Origin of the sequence: Alistipes sp. DJF_B185, from assembly GCF_964250025.1 — a bacterium.
Taxonomy (GTDB): Bacteria; Bacteroidota; Bacteroidia; order Bacteroidales; family Rikenellaceae; genus Alistipes; species Alistipes finegoldii.
Window position 1 is genome coordinate 379,518 of the sequence record NZ_CAXUDY010000001.1, and the last position, 23,853, is coordinate 403,370.

Here is a 23,853-nt window from a genome sequence, read left to right on the forward strand (position 1 = left end):
TATGAAAGACGACAAGAGACTTAAACGAAAAGTCCGCAACTCCTATATCGTATCGACCGTCAGCATCATGCTCGTACTGTTCCTGCTGGGGTCGGTAGGCTACCTGATGGTCGCCGCGATGAAGGTCGCCCAGACCCTGCAGGAGAGCATCGCCGTCACCGTCGAACTGCAAAACGGCATCTCGGACCAACAGCGCGAAACGATCAACAAACGGCTCACCGCCGAGGAGCTGGTCGCGACCGTCGCCTATGTCACGAAGGAGGAGAAGGCCGACGACGCCGAATTCCGCAAGATGTTCGAAAGCGAATTCGAGGAGATTCTCGACGAAAATCCGCTGCTCGACTCGTTCGAGCTGACCCTCACGGCCGAGTCGGCCGACAAGGAGCTCCTCGACGGCTTCATCGCCTCCGTCTCCGGCATCGCGGGCGTCGAGCGGGTCAGCTATCCCGCGCTGATGGCCGAGCGGCTGCACGCCACGGTGGGCAAAATCCGGCTCGTCCTGCTGCTTTTCGGCGGCGCGCTGCTGATCATCTCGCTGATCCTGCTGAGCAACACCATCCGGCTGGCGATCTTCTCGAAACGCTATCTGATCAACACGATGAAGCTCGTCGGAGCTACCAAGTGGTTCATCATGAAGCCCTTCCTCGGCAGCAGCATCACGCAGGGCATACTGGCCGGACTGGGGGCCTCGCTGCTGTTCGGGCTTTCGGTCTTCGGACTCAACGAAGCGGTCCCCGAACTGACGACCATCGCCGAGAGCGGCAAAATCGCCATCATCCTCGGCGCGATGATTGCGGGCGGCGTCGTCATATCGGGACTCTTCACCGTCGCGGCCCTCAACAAATTCGTCAACATGAAGTCGAACAAGATATACCTTTATTAAATGAAAAAAGCGAATAAGAACACCCCTGCGGAGCAGGAAAACCCCAAAATGCCGCTTACCCGCCGCAACTACGTCCTGCTGGCGATCGGCTTCGCCGTGATCCTGCTGGGCTTCGTGCTGATGGCCGGCGGCGGCAGCGATTCGCCCGACCAGTTCAACTACGCGATGTTCTCATGGCGCCGCATCACACTGGCCCCGATTCTGGTGATCGGCGGATTCGTGATCGAAATCTACGCCATCCTGAAAAGATACAAATAATTCACGCAACCCAAGGTCCGGCATCGCCGCGACGACTCATAACCCCGCTTATCCGTAAATGGACACTCTACAAGCCATCCTGCTCGGCATCGTGCAGGGCATCACCGAATTTCTGCCCGTTTCGAGCAGCGGCCACCTCCAGATCGCCAAAGAGCTGCTGGGCGTCGAGCTCGAAGAGAACCTCACCTTCGACGTGGCGCTCCACGCCGCCACCGTCCTGAGCACCATCGTCGTACTCTGGAGCGAGGTGTGGCGTCTCCTGAAGGGTCTCTTCTCGCGCCGTTTCAACGCCGAGCAGGCCTACGTGCTCAAACTCGTGCTCTCGATGATTCCCATCGGCTTCGTCGGCTTCCTGTTCAAGGAGCGGATCAACGCCCTGCTCGACGCCCCCTATATCCTCGTGATCGTGGGCGCCATGCTGCTGCTGACGGCCGCACTGCTGGCTTTCGCCTATTACGCCAAACCCCGCCAGAAGGAGACCATCTCCTACCGCGACGCCTTCATCATCGGCCTTGCGCAGGCCTGCGCCGCCATGCCGGGCCTTTCGCGTTCGGGCACGACCATCGCCACGGGCCTCTTGCTGGGCAACAAAAAAGCCGCCGTGGCGCAATTCTCGTTCCTGATGGTGCTGGCTCCGATTCTGGGCGAGACGCTGCTCGAAGCCGTCAGCGGCGACCTCACGGCCGGCGTGGCCGCCGGTCCTCTCGCCGCAGGCTTCCTCGCCTCGTTCGTCACGGGCTGTCTGGCCTGCAAATTCATGATCGAAATCGTCAAGCGGGGCAAACTCATCTGGTTCGCGCTCTACTGCGCCGCCGCGGGCCTCGTATCCATCCTAAGCTATTTCTGTTAATGAAAGAACCGATCGACCTGCGGGGTCTCAACTTCGAAGAGGGTTATATCGCCGTACTGGACAAGCCCCTGCGCTGGACCTCGACCGATGTGGTCCGCAAAATCAAATTCACGCTGCGCCGCCTCGGCTACCGGAAAATCAAGGTGGGCCACGCCGGCACGCTCGATCCGCTCGCCACCGGCATCCTGCTGGTCTGCATCGGCCGCGCCACCAAGATGGTCGATGCGCTGCAGGCCGAGGAGAAGGAGTACGTCGCCGACGTGATGCTGGGCGCCACGACCCCCAGCTACGACCTCGAACACCCCGTCGACCGCACCTTCCCCACCGAACATATCACGCGCGAAAAGGTCCTCGCAGCCCTCTCTTCGCTCACGGGCGAGCGGCTTCAGGAGCCTCCCGTCTACTCGGCCAAGAAGATCGACGGCACGCGCGCCTACGAGCTGGCCCGCGCCGGCGAGGAGGTCACGATGCGCAAGGCGACGGTCAACATCTACGAACTGGAACTGCTGGAGTACGACCTTCCCCGCATCCGCATCCGCGTGCGGTGCAGCAAAGGCACCTACATCCGCTCGCTGGCCCACGAAATCGGACAGGCGCTCGAAAGCGGCGCCCACCTGACGTCGCTGCGCCGCACCCGCAGCGGCGGCTTTACGCTCGAAAAAGCCTTTGAATTCGAAGAATTTCTCAAAAAGTTGGAGGAACTTGAAACAAAATAGACTTTTTTGCGTATAGAAAATAATCTGTTTTGTTTTTAAGACGTAAAAAGAGTATTTTTTCACCATGAAATTATCACAATACGGGTACGAATTCGCCCCCGAAATGCTGGCGAAACATCCGACGGAAAACCGGGACGACTCGCGCCTGATGGTCATCAACCGCGCCAAAGGCACCGTCGAACACCGCATCTTCAAGGATATCATCGAGTATTTCGACGAAAAGGACCTCTTCGTCTTCAACGACACCAAGGTCTTCCCGGCCCGTCTGTACGGCAACAAGGAGAAGACCGGCGCCGAGATCGAGATCTTCCTGCTGCGCGAGCTGAACCGCGAACTGCGCCTGTGGGACGTGTTGGTCGATCCTGCGCGCAAGATCCGCATCGGCAACAAGCTCTACTTCGGCGACGACGACCTGCTGGTTGCCGAGGTGATCGACAACACCACTTCGCGCGGCCGCACGCTGCGTTTCCTGTTCGACGGCTCCTACGAGGAGTTCAAGCAGGCGCTTTTCAGTCTGGGCGAGACCCCGCTGCCCAAGTGGGTGCGCGACAAGGTCGAGCCGGAGGACGCCGAGCGCTACCAGACGATCTTCGCCCGGCACGAAGGCGCCGTGGCCGCCCCGACGGCCGGCATGCACTTCTCCAAGCACCTGATGAAGCGCATGGAGATCAAGGGCATCGACAAGTCCTTCATCACGCTGCACGTCGGTCTGGGCAACTTCCGCACGGTGGACGTCGAGGACCTCTCGAAACACAAGATGGATTCCGAGCAGTTCTTCGTGACGGACGAAGCCGCCGAAGCGGTCAATTCGGCCAAACGCGACGGACACAAGATCGTCGCCATCGGCACCACCGTCATGCGGACCGTCGAAACGGCCGTCTCGACCAACGGCATGATCAAGCCGATGGAGGGCTGGACCAACAAATTCATCTTCGCGCCCTACGAATTCACGGTGGCCGACGCCATGGTGACCAACTTCCACCTGCCCTACTCCACACAGCTGATGATGGTTGCGGCTTTCGGCGGCTACGAAACGGTCATGAACGCCTACAAGGTGGCCAAGGAGGAAGGATACCGATTCGGCACTTACGGCGACGCGATGCTCATTCTTTAAGATTTTTTCACTATCTTTACAAAACAGATAGCGGCCGTTTCCGCCAAGCCCGGACCGCTCCGGCCCCGTCCGGAGCATACAAGGCGGCGAAAACGGAAGTCCAAAGACAAAACACTCGAACCATGGCAAATAAGATTCTGTACGTCTGTCAGGAGATTACCCCGTATCTTCCAGAGACGGAAAGCTCCGGACTTTGCCGCGCTCTCACGCAGGCGATGCAGGAGCGTGGGAATGAAATACGCACGTTCATGCCGCGTTACGGCTGCATCAACGAACGCCGGCACCAGCTCCACGAGGTGATCCGCCTGTCGGGCATGAACCTGATCATCGACGACAACGACCACCAGCTCATCATCAAGGTCGCGTCCATCCCCGCAGCCCGCGTACAGATCTATTTCATCGACAACGACGACTACTTCTCGCGCAAATTCGTGCTGACCGACGAGGAGGGCAAGCCTTTCCCGGACAACGACGAGCGGGCCATCTTCTTCGCCCGCGGCGTGCTGGAGACGGTCAAGAAACTGCGCTGGACCCCGACCGTCGTCCACTGCCACGGCTGGTTTTCGAGCGTGATTCCGGTCTACCTGAAGCGGATTTTCGCCGACGACCCCATCTTCCGCAACGTGAAGATCGTCGTTTCGCTCTACGGCGACGGTTTCCCCGGCGAACTGGACAACGCCTTCGGCAAGAAGATCGCCGGCGAAGGGGTCAAAGATAAAAATCTCGCAATTCTCGACACCCCGTCATACGAAAATCTCTGCCGTTTCGTTATGGAGTATGCCGACGGTGTGGTCGCGGCATCCCCGGATGTCGAACCGAAGGTATTGGAGATCGCCCGCGCAAGCGGCAAGCCGATGCTCGAATACCAGTCGCCCGAAGCAGCGGACTTTTTCGATAATTACAACCGATTTTATGAAGCATTGCAATAATTTCCGCCGCATGTTCCGCGCCGCCGCCGTTCTGGCTGCGGTCGCCCTCATGACGTTCGCGGGCTGTACCAAGGTCGACGACACGCTGGGCTCGAACCTCGTGCCGGACAACCAGCAGATGAAGGTGGGCTACACGACGCTCGGCGCCCGGACGCTCGCGGGGAAACTCGATGCGGCCAAATACGTCGAGACGCGTCTGTTCCAGAGCGACTCGCTCAAGGCGTCCAACATCTCCTACGGCTACATGGGCTCGATGCTCAGCGACACGTTCGGACTCCGCACGGCGGGATTCCTGACCCAGTACCTCAACGTCTACAAGGTTAAGGAGGGCTATTTCGGCTACCGCCCGATCTTCGACTCGGCGCAGATCCTGATCACGATCACCAGCTACGGAAACGACACGCTCACGCCGCAGAAGTACAACGTCTACGAAATCAAGAGCAACAAATACCTGACCGAGAAGCCGGTCGCCGCGGGTAAAACCGAGCGCGACACGGTCTTCTACCTCAACTTCGACCCCGTCAAGGAGGGCGTTATCGGCGCGGACGACGAGCCGGTCTTCACTTTCACCTTCCCCGACGGCGAGACGACGGGTCCCGCCACCACGGCGGTCACCATGAACACGACCCCGGCAACCCAGAATTTCATCGACCGCCTGATGCTCCAAAAAGGTTCGGGCACCGCCTACGAAGACGACTACTCGATCTACAGCACCGACAGTCTCAAGCAGTGGGTGGAGGAGTTCAAGGGTCTCTACATCGTTCCGGCCGAAGACCAGAAGGAGAAGGGCAAGGGCAACATCTACGCCACGGAGCTCGAAAGTTCGGGTTTCATGGTCTATGCGCGCAACCGCGTCGAGAGCGACCCGACGCTGATCAAGGATACGATCGACATGGGCTACATATTCTACAATACGAGCATCTCCACGGAGTACGGCAACGTTTCGGTCAATACGATCCGCCGCGACTACGGCATGGCGACCAGCGCTGACGCCAAGTTCGACATCGCCGACGCCAAGGAGGAGGCCGGAAAACCGATCACTGACCACCCGACCTACGACCAGATCTATGTCGAGGGCATGGGCGGCGTGGTAACCGCCATCACGTTCGACAAGCCCTTCTTCGACGCGCTGGAAGCCGAGATCGTCGCAGGCAACGAGGGCGCCCAGAACTTCAAGACGCTCGCCATGACTCAGGTCCGCATGTCGATCTACTTCAAGGGCAGCAATTACGACTGGACGAAGCTGACCGACATGCCGCATATGATCGGGGAGATGGACAAGTCGCAAACCCGTCTGGGCCTTTACACCAACTACAAGACGCTTTCGGCCATTCCCGACTACGCCTATGCCTACGAGCAGAACTACAGCACGACGCTCGCTTACGGCGGCTACATCAACCGCAGCCGCGGCTGCTATGTGATGGACATCACGGGTTACGCCCAGAGTCTGTGGAACAGCTACCGGTCCGCCAAGGCGGAACTCGGAGCGGACGCCCCGTGGGACGAGCTGAAGGAGAAGATCAAGAACCGCACGATCTATCTGGGTCCCGAAGCCTACAGCGTCTATACGACGACGTACAGCGTCCTTCAGGGCATGACGCCCGACGGCGTGACCGAGGAGGACGTTCCGATCAAGATCGACGTCACGTACAACCTGATCAAATAAGAGACAAACAGCCTGAAAAGCGAAACCTAAGTGTGACATACTTAGGTTTTCGCATTTCTGAAAAGTAACATACACGCATGCAGGAAAATTTAGTAATCGTCGAGTCCCCGGCCAAGGCAAAAACCATCGAGAAATTCCTCGGCAAGGACTATGTCGTCAAATCGAGTTTCGGACACATCCGCGACCTCTCGAAAAAGGACTTGGGAATAAACATCGGCGAAGGATTCAAACCCGTCTACGAAATCCCGGCCGACAAGAAAAAGGTGGTGGACGAGCTGACCAAGCTGGCCAAGGACAAAACGGTCTGGCTGGCGTCCGATGAAGACCGCGAAGGAGAAGCCATCGCATGGCACCTGACCGAAGTGTTGGGTCTCCCCGTCGACAAGACCAAGCGTATCGTCTTCCACGAAATCACCAAGCGGGCCATCCTCGAAGCCATCGAGCAGCCCCGCACGGTCAACATGGATCTGGTCAACGCCCAGCAGGCGCGCCGCATCCTCGACCGTCTGGTCGGCTTCGAGCTCTCGCCCGTCCTCTGGAAGAAGGTGCGTCCGTCGCTCTCCGCAGGCCGCGTGCAGAGCGTCGCCGTGCGGCTCATCGTCGAGCGCGAACGCGAGATCATCGCCTTCCGTTCTACGCCCTACTTCCGCGTCGTCGCCCAGTTCCATGCCGCCGGCGATCCCGACAAAACGATCTTCAAGGCCGAGCTCTCGTCGCGCTTCGAGACCCGCGAGCAGGCCGAGGAGTTCCTCAACACCTGCATCGGCGCCACCTTCACCGTGGCCAAGGCCGAAGAGAAGCCCGCGCAGCGCTTCCCGGCGCCGCCGTTCACCACCTCGACGCTCCAGCAGGAGGCCGGCCGCAAGCTGGGCATGTCCGTCTCGCAGACGATGTCCGTCGCCCAGCACCTCTACGAGCAGGGTCTGATCACCTACATGCGTACCGACTCGGTGAACCTCTCCAAACAGGCGCTCGCCCAGTGCAAGGAGGAGATCACCAAACTCTACGGCGAGAAATACTCGTCGTGGCACAACTACAAGACCAAGACCAAAGGCGCTCAGGAGGCCCACGAGGCCATCCGCCCGTCGTACATCGAGAACCACACCATCGAGGGCACGCCCGCCGAGAAGAAACTCTACGACCTGATCTGGAAGCGTACGGTCGCTTCGCAGATGGTCTGCGCCGAGTTGGACCGCACGACGGTCGTGATCGACATGTCCGGCTCGTCGCAGCAGTTCGTCGCCACGGGCGAAGTGGTCCGTTTCGACGGTTTCCTGCGTCTCTACTCCGAGTCCACCGACGACGATCAGGCCGCCGAGAGCGGCGAGGGCCTGCTGCCCAAGATGACCGCGGGCGACCGGGTCGTTTCGACCCAGATCACCGCGACGGAGCGCTTCACGCAGGCCCCGGCCCGCTATAACGAGGCGTCGCTGGTCAAGCGGCTCGAAGAGCTGGGCATCGGCCGTCCTTCGACCTACGCCCCGACCATCACCACGATCATCAACCGCGGTTACGTGGTCAAACAGAACAAGGACGGTCAGAAACGCGGCTACGTCCAGCTCATGCTCACGGGCGACAAACTCACCTCGAAGAACCTCACGGAGAACTTCGGCAAGGAGAAGAACCGCCTTTCGCCCACGGACATCGGCATGGTCGTCAACGACTACCTCGAAACGCAGTTCAAACCCATCATGGACTACAATTTCACGGCCAACGTCGAGAAGGAGTTCGACCGCGTGGCCGACGGCGACATCACTTGGGACACGATGATCCACGACTTCTACGGACCCTTCCACCAGATGGTCGATACGGCCATCGGCACGCAGACCGACAAGAAGAGTCAGGCCCGCATTCTGGGCAACGACCCCAAAACCGGACATGTCGTCAAGGCCCGCATCGGCCGCTACGGCCCGATGGTCGAGATCGAAGGCAACGAAGGCGAAAAGGGACGCTTCGCGTCGCTCAAGAAGGGCCAGCTGATCGAGTCGATCACGCTCGAAGAGGCGCTGGAGCTTTTCGCCCTGCCCCGCGACCTCGGCGAGCTGGAGGGCGAGCAGCTCTCGGTCGGCATCGGCAAATACGGGCCCTACGTGCGCCACGGCAAGTCGTTCGCCTCGCTTCAGAAGGGCGACGACCCCTACACGCTCACCTACGAGCGCGCCGTGGAGGTCGTGCGCGCCCAGCAGGCTGCCGCAGCCGCGGCCAACACTCCGCTGCGCAGCTTCCCCGAAGATCCCGACATGCTGGTCAAGAACGGCCGTTACGGACCCTATATCGCCTACAAAGGCAAGAATTACCGCCTACCGAAAGGCGCCAAGCCAGAGACGCTGACGCTCGAAGAGTGCCGGAAGATCGTCTCTTCCTCGAAGAAGTAACCGAACACCAATACCCAAACAGCACAAGCGATGAAAAAATTCCTGCTGACAGCCCTTGCGTTCTGCACCGCCTTCGCGGCCGCAGCGCAGACTCCCGCCGCAACCGAGCCGGAGGGATACCGATTCACCGACGTCAGGCTGATCCCCATGACCCCGGTCAAGGACCAGCACCGCAGCGGCACCTGCTGGTGCTACTCGACTCTCTCGTTCCTCGAAGGCGAGATCCTGCGCGCCGGCGGCCGTCCGGTCCACCTCTCCGAGATGTGGATCGTGCGCCACACGTTCATGGACAAGGCCGTGAAATACGTCCGCATGCACGGCGAGATCAACTTCGCCGAGGGCGGCGCTTCGCACGACGTGACCGAAGGAATCAAGAACCACGGCATCGTACCGCAGGAGGCCTATCCGGGCTTCAACTACGGCACCGAGAAAGCCGATTTCCACGAACTGTCGCTCGTGCTGAAGGCCTACCTCGACGCCGTGATCACAGCCAGCGGCAAATCCTCGGACAAAGCGCTTTCGACGGCATGGAAGCGCGGCTTCGACGCCATCCTCGACGAGTATTTCGGCCGGATGCCCGAAACATTCACCTACGAGGGCAAGGAGTATACGCCCCGGTCGTTTGCCGCATCGCTGCCGATCGACATGGACGACTACATCGACATCACCTCCTTCACGCATCATCCGTTCTATACGCAGTTCATCATCGAGATTCCCGACAACTGGATGTGGGGCACGGTCTACAACCTGCCGCTCGACGAGATGATGACCGTCATCGACAACGCGCTGGCCAACGGCTACCCCGTATCGTGGGGCACCGACGTGAGCGAGAAGGGTTTCAGCCGTACCAAAGCCATCGGCATCATCCCCGAAGCCGACCTTGCGAACATGGACGGCACCGAAGCCGAGCGCTGGGGCAAACTGACCCAGAAGGAGAAGGACGATGCGCTCTATAAGTTCGACAAGCCCGGCAAGGAGCTTAGAATTACGCAGGAGATGCGCCAGCAGGCGTTCGACAACTACGAGACCACCGACGACCACGGCATGGTCATCATGGGCACGGCGACCGATCAGGCCGGCAACCGCTACTTCAAGGTCCAGAATTCGTGGGACGTACGCCCGCCCTACGACGGGTTCTGGTACTTCTCGCGGCCGTTCGTCGAGTACAAGACCACTTCGATCATGGTCAACAAGAACGCACTGCCCAAGGAGACCGCCAAGCGGCTGGGTCTCAAATAGCGGACGGAGCAGTCCCGTGAAACAAGCCGACCGTACGAAACGGCGGAACAATTCAGCGGAGCGCTCCGATACCGCAGTCCGCGGAACAGTTCCGGGCCGGCCGCCGGCAGGCCCGTTCAGCGGGAACAACCCGGCGGGAACAAACTGCTGAAATCCGGCGCACTTCACCCTGCATCCCGGATGCAATCCAGCCCGCCCCCCGCGGAAACCCAAAATAAAAGAGTCCCGGCTTTGCGGCCGGGACTCTTTCGTATATCGAAGTTTTAATTTGTTGTCTCAAAAAAGGGGAGCCTTACATCGCTCTCAGTTTGATGCTCTCTCCCAACAGAACCATAGCGGTACGGAACCACGCATTGATCTTCGCCTTCATACTAAATAATTTTAAATAATTCTTAAAATATTTTATCATCTAAGATGCGACAAAGGTAATGCCCGGAAAACAAACTTCCAAACATTTTTATTAATATTTTTTAAGAATTATGTAAATTTTTTAAATAACGATTACCCCTCGATTTCCAGTCCCAGAAGACGCGCCAGCTCCGAAGCCTGCAGCGCACTGACTTTCAAACCTTTCAACTCGAACGATCCGGTATCGCCTACCCGGATTCCGCGAATATCCGAATCGACGAACGAAAGCCCCTTCAACCGTGTCCGACTGAATTCCGCCATCGTAAGGTCGCAGAGCGAGAACTCCACACGTTCGAACCGGCATTCGTCGAATCCGACGCTGCGCATCGTTCCGCCGGCAAAACGGACGCCCCGGAATTTTCCCAGCGTAAAATTGGCGAACTCCATCTTGCAGCGTTCGAAAACGACATGCTGCCACGTCCCCTCCGAAAGGTTGGCGCCGACCAGCTTGCACTCCACGAATTCGACCCGCTGGAAACTGCATCCCGACAAATCGGCGTTCGAGAGATCGCAGTTTCGGAACGTGACGTCCGTAAAATGAGAACCCTGCAACACGGGCGCCGGGAAAATGCAACCCGCAAACACCGACGACTGCACCCAGAAATGCTCGCGCATCAGCGGGGGCAGGGGCACGCTGCGGAAAACCGCATCGGACACCTCCTCTGCGGTCTGCAGCAGAGCGGCGTCGGTCTGTTCAACCGGATTCGGCGAAGGTACGGGGCGTGTAATTTCCATGCAGTTCAATAATGATCCGACATCATCGGGTCCGGCAAATTTCCGATCCGGCAACCGGGCCTATCGGGCAATCAGCGTGTCCGGCAATCATCGGGCCGGACAGCAAACGGATCCCACAGCCGGACAAGTCCCACAGTCGGACGGGCCGGCACCGGTCCCTGCAAAGATAGAAATTTATCTCCGTATCGGGAAACCCCGAACGCCCTGAATGTGTCCATTTTGAACATTGGCGAAAAATTGCTATCTTTAAACCGCTTTCAACCTCACTTTTAATGGAAAAGGGATATAGGATCTTCCTAACTGTCAGCCTGTTGCTGACGATATTTACGACAACGGCCCAAACCACCGACACCTCGAAAGACAATTTTCCTTCGACTCAGGAGGCTCTGTCCCGGATCGGCGCGGCCGAAGCGCGGCCGGGCCGCCAGCCCGCCGACACGGCGGCGCTCACGACGTCCGCCCAGCGCAAGGGCTTCATCCGCCGGATCATCGACTACTACAGCCGCTCGAACGTGGACCGCACGTTCGAGAAAAAGATCGACTGGAGCATCGCCCCCGGTCCCAACTACTCGTCCGACGTCGGCTTCGGTCTGGGCTTCCTCGTCGCCGGTCTGTACCGTCTCGACCGCACGGACTCGGTGACCGCTCCCTCCAACATCTCGATCTACGGCAACATCACGACCCAAAAATTCCTGCTGCTCCGCTTTTCGGGCGACAACATCTTCCAGCACAACAAACGGCGTCTGAGCTATTCGGGAGCCTTCGTCTACTTTCCGGGCGCATTCTACGGCGTGGGCCACAAGGCCGGAAAAGAGGGTTACGCGCAGGACCTGACCACGACGATGGGCATTTTCCGCATCTCCTACTGCACGTCGCTCGTCGGACGGTTCTACATCGGCGTCAGCGGCGGCATCGACTACACCGGCGCCAAATACAAGTCGAGCGGCATGGGAGAGTACTTCACCGCAATCGACAACCACGAAAAGGAAAAACCCGGCGGTCAAATCGGCGAACTCTACGATTTATATAAGGACAACAAACGTTACGACCCGGAGAAACAGGACCCCTTCTCGAACTTCATCGCCGCCACGGGCGACAAACCGAACGCCTTCAACACCAATCTCGGCATTTTCGCGCAGTACGACACGCGCGACGTGACCTTCAACGCCTCGAAAGGCATCTTCATCAAGGCCGAAGCCAAATGGTATCCCCAGTGGCTGGGCAATACGCGCCGTAACTTCGGGCGTTTCACACTGACGTTCGACTTCTATCAGAAACTCTGGAAAGGCGCCATCTTCGCCTACGATCTCTATGCCGACTGCACGGCGGGCACCCCGTCGTGGCACATGTACGCCAAGCTGGGCGGCATGGAACGCATGCGCGGCTATTACGAGGGGCGTTACCGCGACAAACGGCTCGTCGAGACGCAGATCGAACTGCGGCAGAAAATCTACCGCCGTCACGGCATCGTGGGCTGGATCGGCGGCGGTCAGGTCTGGGGCACCGACAAATTCCGGTGGGACAATACGCTCTACAGTTTCGGCTGCGGCTACCGCTTCGAATTCAAGAACCGCATGAACATCCGTCTCGACTACGGCTGGGGCGTCTACGGCAACCACAACCTCCCGTGGGACCGCAAACGCTCCTCGGCATTCCTCTTCACCGCTTCGGAAGCCTTCTGAGACAACGGCAATCCGGCCACTCTCTTCCGGCAGACGCAACAAATCCCGACTCCATCCCACAAGCAACCCCGCAGGCAGCCCCTCGGTCCCTCCGGCCTTATCCTCATCCGCTCCGGCAATCCTAACCCCGGTTCCGCCCCCGCATTCCCCTCGACTTCCAGCTTCAGCCGCACGGCTCCCAGCAGGATTTTAGAGGATTATTATCGGGTACACGCCCCGAAACTACAAAATATATACAACGATAAACCCGTCGGCGCGCTTAAGCGAAAGCCGCAGCGGCTCCCCGTCCGCGATACGCCCCACGACGACTCCGGCTTCGAAATCGACCGCCTCGACATGCAGGTCGTAGAGCATATCCAGCCCCGGCCGCCCGGCATATTTGTACAGGGTCTCCTTCGCGCACCAGACTGCGGCCGGCAGCAACGGATCGTCAGAAAGCGCCCGCTCGGCAGGCGACATGTAACGCGACGCGGCGCGGCTGAAATCCCGCGATTCGGGTTCGACATCGACGGCGCACGGCGCATCCGATATGCAGACCGCCACCCGGCCCGGACAATGCGAAACCCCGATATGCACCTCGCGCCCCGGAACAACGGGCGCTCCCGCCTCATCATAGGCGATCGACACATCGTCCCCCAGCTCGCGGCGCACGACGGCGCGCCATGTCAGGAATTCCCTGCGGCGGCGTTCGCGCAGAAACTCCTGCGCGGCAGCCCGCTCGCCGGGCGTCACCCGCGCGGCGGCTTCCGCCTCGGTCATCGGCGGCTCGATGAAGAGCCCCTTCGTCATGCCAGCAGATCTACACGGATTTTGTCGATACGGTGCCCGTCCATCTCCTGCACCGTAAAACGGATGTCGTGCGACGTGAAGACATCACCCTTGCGGGGGAAGTCGCGCTTGAGTTCGAGCATCAGCCCGGCCAGCGTCTCGGCCTCGCCCTTCACGTCGTTGAAAATCTCCTCGTCCAGCCCCAGCACCCGTTCGAAGTCGCCCAGATGGCTCTTGCCGTCGAAGATGAAACATTTCTCGTCGAGCCGCGTGAAGAAACTTTCGTCGGCGTCGCTTTCGTCCGAAATCTCGCCCACGATCTCTTCGATGATATCCTCCAGCGACACCAGTCCCAGCGTCGAGCCGTACTCGTCCACGACGATCGCCATATGGATCTTATTGGACTGGAAGTCGGCCAGCAGGTCGTTGATCTTCTTGTGTTCCGGCACGAAATAGGGCTTGCGCACCAGCTGCTGCCAGCCGAACTCGCTGCCGTGGTTGATGTAGGGCAGCAGGTCCTTGACATAAAGCGTTCCCTTGATGTTGTCTATGTCGTCCTCGTAGACCGGGATGCGCGAAAATCCCGACTCGATAATGGTCTTCTTGACCGTCTCGTAATCGTCGGTTATGTTGAGCACCGTGATGTCCACGCGGGGCTTCATGATCTCCTGCACCTCGGTATTGACGAAATTGACGATTCCCGACAGCATCACATGCTCCTCAGGACTCGAACTCTGGGTCATGTCCACCGCGTCGGCCAGCTCGTCGAGCGAAATCTCGCTCTTGTGCGAAGCCTTCTCGCTGATGCGGCTGCTCGTCCGCACGAGCGCATAGGAGATCGGATAGAAAATCCACCGCAGCACCGTGAGGGGCCGCGCGGCGAACTGCGCGAAGCGCACGGGAATGGTCTGCGCCAGCACCTTGGGCAGTATCTCGCCGAAGAGCAGCAGCAGGAAGGTCACCAGTACGGTCTTGAAGAGGAATTCGAACCGCAGGAAGGTGAAAACCGAATCTATGATGCTCGACGTGAGAATGACGATGCAGATATTCACCAGATTGTTCACCACGAGAATCGTCGCCAGCAGCAGGTCCACGTTCGTCAGCAGGCGGAGCACCGCCTCGGCCGACGCCGTCGTGCGTTTGCGCAGGCGGCGTATATCGTTGTGCGACAGAGAAAAAAACGAAGTTTCAGCGCCCGACACGAGCGCCGAAACGCACAGCAGGCCCAGCGTCACCGCACACAGCACGGCGATATGGGCCGAAAACCCGTTAAACGTAATCCACGAAGTTGTAGTCTCCTCCAAACCGGCGGTCTATTAGTTAATCAAAAAGCGATCCGCCCTGCGCATCCTGCTGCGCCTGCTGGCCGGCATCGTTCTCCTCCTTCAGCACCTCCTTGCGTCCGCCGGGCATCTGCACGACGAATTTCGAGTTGCGCGACTGATAGGCGGGCTTGCTCAGCAACAGTTCGATGTTGCTGTAACGCGTCGATTTCGCCCCCAGCATCACCTGTTCGGGCGGCCGCTGCACGGCGGCCTTGGGCGGCACGACCGGCTTGATCGGCTCCAGCACGGGAGCCACCGGGTCCTTCGCCGGCTCGACGCTCCGCACCGGAGGAATGATCTGCTTCATCGTCCCCGCCGCCGATACGTCGCCCGCGAATCCCGTGGCCACGACCACCAGCTCGATGGCGTTGCCCAGCTGGGGCTTCTCGCTCGTACCCCATATGATATTGGCGTTGTGAATCACGCCGTTGTCGTCCTGCACGCTGGCGTGCGCCTGAATGTACTCCAGAATCCGCACCACCTCCTCGTACATCAGGCCGTCGGCATCCGCGACCGAGATGTTGAGCAGGATGTTCTTCGCCCCCGAAATCAGGTTGTGGTCCAAGAGCGGCGAGCGCAGCGACGCTTCGGCCGCCGCTTCGGCGCGGTTGTCGCCCTCGGCCGTCGCCACGGCCATATGGGCGCGGCCGCTGTCACGCATGACCTTCGACACGTCGGCGAAATCGACGTTCACCAAGTCGCTCTCCACCGTGATGATCTCGGCGATGCCCTTGGCCGCCGAACACAGAATGTCGTCGGCCTTGCCGAACGCCTGCTTGAGCGACAGGCGCCCGTATATTTCGAGAATATTCTCGTTATTGATGATCAGCAGCGAATCCACGTTCTGCCGCAGCTCCTCGATGCCCCTGAAAGCCTGCTCGTAGCGGATCTTGCCTTCGACGGCCAGCGGCGAAGTGACGATCGCCACGGTCAGCAGTCCCATCTCCTTGGCCAGCTTGGCGATGACGGGCGACGCGCCCGTACCCGTTCCGCCGCCCATGCCCGCCGTTATGAAAAGCATGCGCGTCCCCGACTCTTCGAGGTGCTGACGAATCTCAGGCAGCGACTCCACGGCCGCGCGGCGGCCGTTTTCCGGGTCGTTTCCGGCCCCCAGTCCCTCTGCGCCGAGGCGTATCTTCAACTCCACGGGACTCTTGTCCAGCGCCTGCTGGTCGGTGTTGCAAACCAGAAACGTCACACCCCGGATACCAAGGTTCCACATATGGTTCACGGCATTGCCGCCGGCTCCGCCGACGCCCACCACCATAATGATCGAACCGTCCGTCTTCGGGGCTTTGATCTCCGACATCAATTCGTCTGTCATATCTCTAACTCCTTTCTCCACATTCTTAACTATAAATCATTCCCGCAGCCGGCTCTCCGTCCGCAATCCGCGGAATTCAAAAAACCGCCGCCCGGCTTCCCGTCCGCAACTCCCGGCATCCGCGGCATCCGCCGTCCGCATTTACCCCGGCTGTCCGCCACATCTGCAGAAACCGCTTCCCGGCCGAAACCGGTGTAAACCGCGGCCGCATTGCCGGACCTCCGCATCGCCGGACCGCCCCCGCAAACACGAAATTCATGCCGCAAACACCGCTGTAAGACCGCTGCGTACGGCCGGAAACCGGGACGCGGCAAATTATCCCTTAAATCTCTTCGTCCTCGGCCGCCGTGAAGCTGCTGTTGATTTTGTCGAAGGTCTTCTGGAAAATCGAGCTCCAGTTGCGCTTGCGCTTGGATTCGATCACCGGAGTCTCCTCACCTCCCGAAGCGGCGGCATCCTCCTCCGCCTCTTCCGCCGCCGGAGCTGCAGGCGGCGCCTGCACGGGCTGCTGGAAGCGCGGCGTGTGACGGAACTCAGGAGCGGGCTGCGGCTGCGGGGGCCGGAAACCCTGCTGTTCCGCAGGCCGGGCCGCGGGCCGCTCGACGAACGCACAGGCGCCCTGCTCGGCGCCCTTAAGCAGAATGCCGACCGCCGTGGCATAAGCCGGATCGGCTGTCTTCTCTTTCGACTCCTCGGCAATCCCGGTCTCGGCCGACGCGACGCGCACATCCATGCCCGTCACCCGGCGGAACAGTTCGTCGAGGTCCTTCAGCTTGGCCGAACCGCCCGTCAGGACGATCCCGTAAGCCAGCTTGCCGATGTATCCCGAATCCTTGATCTCCTGCAGTACGAACTCCGCGATATCCGTGGCGCGGGCTTCGATCACCGTCGCCAGATTGCGCAGCAGAATATCCTTCGCCTCGCGGGCCGTGCGGCCGTTCACACGGATCAGTTTGTCTTCGGGAGCCAGCTCGGCCACCGCCGAACCGTATTTCTGTTTGAGACTTTCCACATGCTTTTCGGGCACGCTCATCGTGCGGATGTCGCGGTTGATCGCCGTCGCCCCCATCGGAATCGTGGCGATATAACGCACCACGTTGCGGTAATACACCGCCACGTCGGTCACGCCGCCGCCGATATCCACCACGGCCACGCCCTCCTCCTTCTCGTCGGGCAGCAGCACCGCCTCGGCCGTGGCTATGGCGTTCGACGTAACGCTCAGCATCTTGATTCCCACCCGCTTGAGGGCCATGTCGAGCCGCTGCATCGGGGTCTTGAGACAGAGGATGAAGTTGAACGTGGAAGAGAGCTTCTTGCCGAACGACCCCACGGGATTCTTCACCTCCTGATTGTCGTCCACCACATAGTTCTGGGGTACGCGGTCCATGATGGTTTCGTCGTCGGGCGCCTGCACGTTGCGCATGCGGTCGAACAGCGCATCGACGTCCTTCTGATTGACACCGTTCTGCGGATCGTAGACGAAGACGTGGTCCATATGCCGGGCACAGCGCACGAAGTCGCCCGAAATACCGGCATAGGCCTCGGTGATGCGGATTCCCAACTGCTCCTCGGCCTCCGACACGGCTTCGCGGATGGCGCGGCTCACCAGTTCGATATTCTCAATCTTGCCCGCATTGACCCCCTCGACGGGTTTCGACACGACGCACACCACATCGAGCCGCTCTTCGGCGTTCTTCTCGCCGACAGCCACCACGACGTTCGACGAACCCAGATCGACGGCAACGGTATAATTCTTTCTTTCCACGGTATAATCCTTTTATTTCTTGCAAACCACCTGATCGTTGTATCTGATATCTATTGTCCGGTACTCTCCCCAACCGATGTTCATAAGACCGCTGCGGTAGAAACGCAGCAATTTGTCGAATTTGCGCTCCACCTGCTCGATACGTCCGAAGACGATGGTATGGCGGCCGCTCCGGGGCACCAGCTCCACCTCTAAAGCTCCGCTGGGGGTCGTATGCGCGGCAATCTGCACCACCTCCGACCTCCAGAAATCATCATCTTCGATGAACTCTACAAAGGTAAGCAGTTTCATGAAATCTTCGTAGCTTTTCTCCAACTTTTTTTGTTTCAGCCTTTCGGCCTCCTGCCGCTGCGCGATGCGGTCTATTCCCTCCTGCACCAGACGCGCTTCGTAGCGGTATTTGCGCCGCAGCTCCGCCTTGCGGGCGCGCAGCTCTTCGACGCGCGCATCGAACGCCGCGGAGCTTTCCATCCGCCACCACTGCTTCTTGATGCGCATGCGGCGCAGCGCCGATATGTTGCGGTCGTTCTGCAGTTCGCGCCGGAAGAAGGGGTACTTCTCACGCTCCAGCTCCGCGATCCGCTTGTCGATCTTCGCCCGTTCGAGGTCGATATGCCCGCGCACGGAGCCGACGAACGACGCGGGAAACGGCGGACGGTAAGCCCCCGTCACCACCGGCACGTAGAGCGACGAGGCGCGCGGCGCGGCGAAGACATAGCCTTCGGGCGTGACGTACGAATCCACGCCGTCGGTCAGCAGCCGCAGCAGGGGCCTGCGCTGGCTGATGTCGATATGCAGCACGCCGCCGTAAGTCACATAGGCGTCCACGCGCTCCACGAATCCGTTTTTGGCGATCAGGGCCTCGATGGCCGCCAGCTCTACCGCATCAACTGCCGTGCCGTTCGTCTTGATTCCGCTGTGCGCGATCCACTCGCGCACCATGCGGCCCGACACCAGATAGCCCATCGACGAGCTGTCCACCACCTCGATCTCGACCCTGCCGACCTTCTTCCCGGCACGCAGCCTCCCCGCCGCCGTCCCCGCATAAACGACATATGCGGCCACGGCGCCCCACAAAAGCGTGAGCAGTGCGTATCGGAGGTATTTTCTCAAAATCGTCTTTATTCTCTAATTATCCGTCGTTTCGTCTTCTGCGGTTTTTACATCCGGCCCGGCGGACATGCGCCCCGGCCGCCGTTCTCCCGGCTAACTCTTCGCTTTCAGCTTTTCGGCGATCGCCCCGCAGCAGGCGTCGATGTTGCCCGCACCGAAGCTCACCACCACGTCCGTGTCCATCGCCGCCACCGTATCGGCCAGCGCCGCCCGCTCCACGATGCGGCACGGCACCGTCACGCCTTGGGCGATGATCTCCGACGTCACGCCTTCGATCGGCTCCTCGCGCGCCGGGTAGATCGGCAGCAGCACCACGTCGTCGGCATGCGACAGCGCCTCGGCGAACTCCCTGTAAAGGTCGCGCGTCCGCGTGTAGAGGTGCGGCTGGAACAGCGCCGTGATGCGCCGTCCCGGAAACATTTTGCGCACCGACGTCAGCGTCGCCGCCAGCTCGCGCGGATGGTGGGCGTAGTCGTCCATGTAAACCTGCTTCGGCGTATTGACATAGAATTCGAAACGCCGCTTCACGCCCGCAAACGACGCCAGCGCCTCTCTCAGCCGTTCCGCATCGAGCGTCGTGCCTTCGGCCTGCGCCGCGCACCATACCGACGCCGCGGCCGCCACCGAATTCTCGATATTGACCCATCCCGGAATGCCGAGCGTGCACCCCTCGACCACGCCGCCGGGCGTCACAATGTCATAGCGGTAATGCCCGCCTTCGAGCAGCTGCACGTTGCGGGCGTAGAAGTCGCACGGCACGTCGTACGAATAGCGGTAAACGGTGATCTGCGGATTGTCCAGCACGATATCCACCCCCTCTTTGATAATGAGGAACCCGCCCGGCCTGATCTGCCGCACGAACTGCGAAAAAGCCTCCTTCACCGCCTCGTGCGTGCCGTAAATATCGAGGTGATCGGCATCCGCCGAGGTAATCACCGCCACGTCGGGATACAACCGCAGGAACGAACGGTCGAACTCGTCGGCCTCGACCGCCAGCCGCGCCCCCGCGCCCAGCACCAGATTGCCGCCGAAGTTCTTCGATATTCCGCCCAGAAAAGCGCTTCCTCCGCCCGTCACGCCGCGGTTGAGCCACGCCACGAGCGTCGAGGTCGTGGTCTTGCCGTGCGTCCCCGCCACGGCCATCACATACTTGCCCTCGGCGAGATGTCCCAACATCTGCGAACGCTTCTCGACGCAGAACCCGTGACTCACGAAATATTGATACTCCCCGTGCTCCTGCGGCACGGCCGGGGTATACACCACCATCGTCGCCGCCGGGTCGAGAAACTCCGCGGGAATCCGCCGCACGTCGTCCTCGAAATGAATCGCAGCACCTTCGGCCGCCAGTTCGTCCGTCAGATGCGAGGGGGTGCGGTCGTAACCGGCCACCCGCTTGCCTTCATGCAGGAAATAACGCGCCAAGGCGCTCATGCCGATGCCGCCGATTCCCAGAAAATAGATATTTTGAAACTCCATCCGATTAAGTTTTATCGTTCTCCGCACCGCTCCTCCCTCCGCACGGTCCCCGCCGCATTCATCGCCCGCGCGGCGCAGGGGAAACGCCGGAAGCGGCGCTATTTCATTACCTTTTCGATTTCATCCACGATCCGCTCCGCCGCATCGGGGCGCGCCAGCTTTTCGAGGTTTTCGCTCATCGTCCGCAAAGCCTCCTTGTCCGAGAGCAGCTCCATCGCCCGCCTCATGGCCGCCGTCCGGGCCTCGGCATCGGGCACCACGACCGCCGCGCCCTTGGCTTCCAACGCCTTGGCATTCTTGGTCTGATGATCCTCGGCCACATTGGGCGAGGGCACGAACAGCACGGGCTTCGCCACCAGACACAACTCCGAGACAGTCCCCGCCCCGCTGCGCGAGAGGACCAGATCGGCCGCCGCATAGGCATAGTCCATGCGGTCGATGAAGGCCCCCTGCCAGATATTCGCAACCGGATGCGCCGCCAAGAACGCCTGCATCTCGCGCTCATAATATTTGCCCGTCTGCCAGATCACCTGCACGGGAGCGTCCGCGCCTTCGAGCGCGAGTATCCACGCCTTCATCATCTCGTTCAGCGACCGCGTTCCGAGCGATCCGCCCACGACCAGCACCACCGGAAGATCGGGCGTAAAGCCGTAATATTCCAACGCTTCGCCCCGGTCGGCCCCCTCTTTCGAGAAACGGCCCCGCAGGGGATTGCCCGTCATCGTGATCCTGCCCGCCGGAAAGAAACGCTCCATCCCCTCATAGGCGACGCAGATGCGCTTCGCACGCTTGGCCAGAATCTTGTTGGTCAGCCCGGCATAGGAGTTCTGCTCCTGAATCACCGTCGGCACGCCCAGCCGCTGCGCGGCCCACAGCACCGGGGCGCTGGCATAGCCGCCGAATCCCACGACCGCATCGGCCCCGAATTCACGAATGGTCTTCTTGGCCATCGAGACGCTCTTCAGCACCTTGAACGGCACCGCGAGGTTGTGCCAGTCCATGCGCCGCTGCAGACCCGCTATGGGCAGTCCCACGATGCGGTAGCCCAGCGCGGGCACCTTCTCCATCTCCATCTTGCCCTCGGCGCCCACGAAGAGAATCTCGACCCCGTCGCCGAACCGCCGTTTCAACGCTTCCGCAACAGCCACGGCCGGATAGATATGTCCGCCCGTTCCGCCGCCCGAAAGGATGATTTTCCTTGTCATGCTATTTTATCTTTTTTACTTACAATCAATATCTTTCAACCCGCCTCCGACTGTCCGAAGATCCGACGGCCCGTCAACCCGAAAGCCCGAAGATCCCGACAACTCAAAGGCCCGACCGCGGCACCGCCCCGGCGGCCCGGCCCGAAGCCCCGACAGCCTGCTAACCCGGCGGCCCGCCAATCCGAGAGCCGTCCCCGGCGGTCCGGAAACCCGGCGATCCTAAGACCCGGCGATCTGAAAACCGGGGTGCAGACTTCCGCCCCGGACAACATTCCAAGGCAAGCCGCCTGCAAAATTACGAATTCTTTCCGTTCGCCGCCCTTTCGTCCTCCTTTTACCGCCCCCAGTTTCCCCGGTCCAGCGAGCGGTAGTTGATCGCTTCGGCCACATCGGCCGCCGCTATGGTTTCGCGCCCCGCCAGATCGGCGATCGTGCGGGCCACTTTCAGAATGCGGTCGTAAGCCCGCGCCGAGAGCGACAGCCGCTCCATGGCCCGCTCCAGCAGCGCCGCCGAAGCGGCGTCCGGCCGACAGTATTCGCGCAGCATCGCCGCGTTCATCATGGCGTTGGTATGCACGCCCTCCGTCCCCGCGAAACGCGCCGCCTGCACCTCCCGCGCCCGCACGACCCGCTCGCGGACCGCGGCGCTCGGCTCGCCGGGCGCCGCCGCCGAAAGTTCGGCCGCCGGCACGGGCGTCACCTCCACATGCAGGTCGATCCGGTCCATCAGCGGTCCCGAAATCCGGCTCATATAGCGGTGCACCGCCCCCGGCGAACATACGCACTCCTTCGCCGGATGGTTGTAATAGCCGCACGGACAGGGGTTCATCGCCGCCACCAGCGTAAAGTTGGCGGGATATTCCACACTGTATTTCGCCCGCGAGACGGTCACCCTCTTCTCCTCCAGCGGCTGCCGCAGCACCTCCAGCACGCTGCGCCCGAATTCGGGCAGCTCGTCGAGGAACAGCACCCCGTTGTGGGCCAGCGACACCTCGCCGGGCCGCGGCGACTGTCCCCCGCCGATCAGCGCCGCCTGCGAAATCGTATGGTGCGGCGCCCTGAAAGGCCGCCGCGCCAGCAGACCGCCCGCCGCCATATTCCCGGCCACGGAGTGTATCTTGGTGGTCTCCAGCGCCTCTTCGCGCGACAGCGGCGGCAGGATGGTCGGCATCCTGCGGGCCAGCATCGTCTTGCCCGAACCCGGCGCCCCGATCATCAGCACGTTGTGACCGCCCGCGGCGGCTATCTCCAGCGCACGCTTCACATGCGTCTGGCCCTTCACATCGGCAAAATCCTCTTCATAACGGCCCGACTCCGCCCCGAACGGCTCCCCGTCCGCAGGCACCGCCGGCGTCATCTCCCGTTCGCCGTTCAGCAGTCCGATCACCTCCTTCAGGCTTCCGGCCCCGATCACCTCGACGCCTTCGACCACGGCCGCCTCCGCGGCGTTCGCCGCCGGCAGCACCAGCCGCCGCAATCCCTCTTCCCGCGCGCGCACCGCCATCGGCAGCACGCCCCGCACGGGTTTCAGCGTCCCGTCCAGCGACAGCTCCCCGGCGAACATCGTCCCGGCAAGCGTTTCGGCATCCACTCGCGACATCGCCGCGAGAATCCCGACGGCGATCGGCAGGTCGAACGACGCGCCCTCCTTGCGCAGGTCGGCCGGAGCCAGACTCACGACCACCTTGCGGCCCGACATCCGCTCCCCGGAGTTCTCGAACGCCGCACGTATGCGCTGCTCGCTCTCCTTCACGGCGCTGTCCGGCAGCCCCACGAGGTACATTCCCAGTCCGCCGCCGGCGATATTGACCTCGACGGTCACCGCCGCGGCATCGATCCCCACGATCGCTCCTGCATAGGTCCGGACAAACATCTATCAAAAAAATATTATCAATTAACCATTCTGTTACCGGCCTCTTCCACAGTCGTCCGCACTGACCGCACTGCCTGCATCGCCTGCACCGACCGCCTCAGCCGCACCGACTTCGCCGGCCACATCAGCCGCAGCGCCCCTCTAAACCG

The 23,853-nt window shown here is 60.9% G+C and carries 19 protein-coding genes; 10 read left to right on the top strand and 9 right to left on the bottom strand.

Translation table 11 applies throughout. The features are described 5' to 3' along the window. Position 1 precedes the first annotated feature (1 nt). The 9 genes from ACESTR_RS01860 to ACESTR_RS01900 all read left to right on the top strand — a co-directional run bounded on the left by ACESTR_RS01860 (position 2) and on the right by ACESTR_RS01900 (position 10,030). On the top strand, positions 2-883 hold the full coding sequence (locus ACESTR_RS01860) for a cell division protein FtsX (protein WP_014775463.1): 882 nt from the start codon (positions 2-4) through the stop codon (positions 881-883). Continuing rightward, a complete protein-coding gene (locus ACESTR_RS01865) occupies positions 884-1,141 on the top strand; it encodes a DUF3098 domain-containing protein (RefSeq protein ID WP_130063146.1) in 258 nt (85 codons plus the stop codon). It abuts the gene before it with no gap. Between the two features lie 58 nt (positions 1,142-1,199). Then, complete coding sequence (locus ACESTR_RS01870; RefSeq protein ID WP_014775462.1) at positions 1,200-1,991, top strand: undecaprenyl-diphosphate phosphatase; 792 nt, start codon at positions 1,200-1,202, stop codon at positions 1,989-1,991. Further along, positions 1,991-2,707 (top strand): tRNA pseudouridine(55) synthase TruB, encoded by a 717-nt coding sequence (gene truB, locus ACESTR_RS01875; protein WP_014775461.1) that lies wholly within the window; start codon positions 1,991-1,993, stop codon positions 2,705-2,707. Before ACESTR_RS01870 ends, truB begins: the two co-directional genes overlap by 1 nt. A 64-nt stretch (positions 2,708-2,771) precedes the next feature. Continuing rightward, positions 2,772-3,821, top strand: coding sequence for a tRNA preQ1(34) S-adenosylmethionine ribosyltransferase-isomerase QueA (queA, locus tag ACESTR_RS01880; RefSeq protein ID WP_009597673.1), 1,050 nt, complete (start codon positions 2,772-2,774; stop codon positions 3,819-3,821). A 122-nt stretch (positions 3,822-3,943) separates the two neighbouring features. Further along, complete coding sequence (locus ACESTR_RS01885; RefSeq protein ID WP_014775460.1) at positions 3,944-4,750, top strand: glycogen/starch synthase; 807 nt, start codon at positions 3,944-3,946, stop codon at positions 4,748-4,750. Further along, the gene (locus ACESTR_RS01890) at positions 4,734-6,416 is read left to right on the top strand and encodes a DUF4270 family protein (RefSeq protein WP_042493443.1); all 1,683 of its coding nucleotides are present in this window, start codon (positions 4,734-4,736) and stop codon (positions 6,414-6,416) included. The genes ACESTR_RS01885 and ACESTR_RS01890 overlap by 17 nt, the downstream gene beginning before the upstream one ends. A gap of 77 nt (positions 6,417-6,493) precedes the next feature. Then, positions 6,494-8,791, top strand: a complete 2,298-nt coding sequence (topA, locus tag ACESTR_RS01895) for a type I DNA topoisomerase (RefSeq protein WP_130063140.1) — start codon at positions 6,494-6,496, stop codon at positions 8,789-8,791. A gap of 30 nt (positions 8,792-8,821) precedes the next feature. Continuing rightward, positions 8,822-10,030, top strand: coding sequence for an aminopeptidase C (locus tag ACESTR_RS01900; protein ID WP_009597659.1), 1,209 nt, complete (start codon positions 8,822-8,824; stop codon positions 10,028-10,030). Between the two features lie 501 nt (positions 10,031-10,531). Here the strand turns inward: ACESTR_RS01900 and ACESTR_RS01905 are convergent. Then, the gene (locus ACESTR_RS01905) at positions 10,532-11,173 is read right to left on the bottom strand and encodes a pentapeptide repeat-containing protein (RefSeq protein WP_009597600.1); all 642 of its coding nucleotides are present in this window, start codon (positions 11,171-11,173) and stop codon (positions 10,532-10,534) included. A gap of 272 nt (positions 11,174-11,445) precedes the next feature. Between ACESTR_RS01905 and ACESTR_RS01910 the strand changes: the two genes are divergently transcribed. Then, entirely contained in the window at positions 11,446-12,855 is a 1,410-nt protein-coding gene (locus tag ACESTR_RS01910; RefSeq protein ID WP_227042312.1) for a hypothetical protein, read from the top strand. A 222-nt stretch (positions 12,856-13,077) separates the two neighbouring features. On the opposite strand, the gene ACESTR_RS01915 is transcribed toward ACESTR_RS01910, so the two are convergent. The 8 genes from ACESTR_RS01915 to ACESTR_RS01950 all read right to left on the bottom strand — a co-directional run bounded on the left by ACESTR_RS01915 (position 13,078) and on the right by ACESTR_RS01950 (position 23,704). Continuing rightward, on the bottom strand, positions 13,078-13,644 hold the full coding sequence (locus ACESTR_RS01915) for a 4'-phosphopantetheinyl transferase family protein (protein ID WP_302576154.1): 567 nt from the start codon (positions 13,642-13,644) through the stop codon (positions 13,078-13,080). Continuing rightward, positions 13,641-14,927 carry a gliding motility-associated protein GldE gene (gene gldE / locus ACESTR_RS01920; RefSeq protein ID WP_014775454.1) on the bottom strand — a complete coding sequence of 429 codons (1,287 nt, stop codon included), beginning with the start codon at positions 14,925-14,927 and terminating at the stop codon, positions 13,641-13,643. The genes ACESTR_RS01915 and gldE overlap by 4 nt, the downstream gene beginning before the upstream one ends. A gap of 16 nt (positions 14,928-14,943) precedes the next feature. After that, on the bottom strand, positions 14,944-16,272 hold the full coding sequence (gene ftsZ / locus ACESTR_RS01925; protein WP_195291211.1) for a cell division protein FtsZ: 1,329 nt from the start codon (positions 16,270-16,272) through the stop codon (positions 14,944-14,946). A gap of 322 nt (positions 16,273-16,594) precedes the next feature. Continuing rightward, positions 16,595-18,037, bottom strand: a complete 1,443-nt coding sequence (gene ftsA / locus ACESTR_RS01930; RefSeq protein WP_278685314.1) for a cell division protein FtsA — start codon at positions 18,035-18,037, stop codon at positions 16,595-16,597. A 12-nt stretch (positions 18,038-18,049) separates the two neighbouring features. Then, complete coding sequence (locus ACESTR_RS01935; protein WP_009597700.1) at positions 18,050-19,150, bottom strand: hypothetical protein; 1,101 nt, start codon at positions 19,148-19,150, stop codon at positions 18,050-18,052. Between the two features lie 93 nt (positions 19,151-19,243). Then, on the bottom strand, positions 19,244-20,626 hold the full coding sequence (murC, locus tag ACESTR_RS01940) for a UDP-N-acetylmuramate--L-alanine ligase (RefSeq protein ID WP_009597635.1): 1,383 nt from the start codon (positions 20,624-20,626) through the stop codon (positions 19,244-19,246). 98 nt (positions 20,627-20,724) lie between these two features. Then, positions 20,725-21,831 (bottom strand): undecaprenyldiphospho-muramoylpentapeptide beta-N-acetylglucosaminyltransferase, encoded by a 1,107-nt coding sequence (gene murG / locus ACESTR_RS01945; protein WP_009597591.1) that lies wholly within the window; start codon positions 21,829-21,831, stop codon positions 20,725-20,727. A gap of 334 nt (positions 21,832-22,165) precedes the next feature. Then, the gene (locus ACESTR_RS01950) at positions 22,166-23,704 is read right to left on the bottom strand and encodes a YifB family Mg chelatase-like AAA ATPase (protein WP_302576159.1); all 1,539 of its coding nucleotides are present in this window, start codon (positions 23,702-23,704) and stop codon (positions 22,166-22,168) included. Positions 23,705-23,853: the final 149 nt, after the last annotated feature.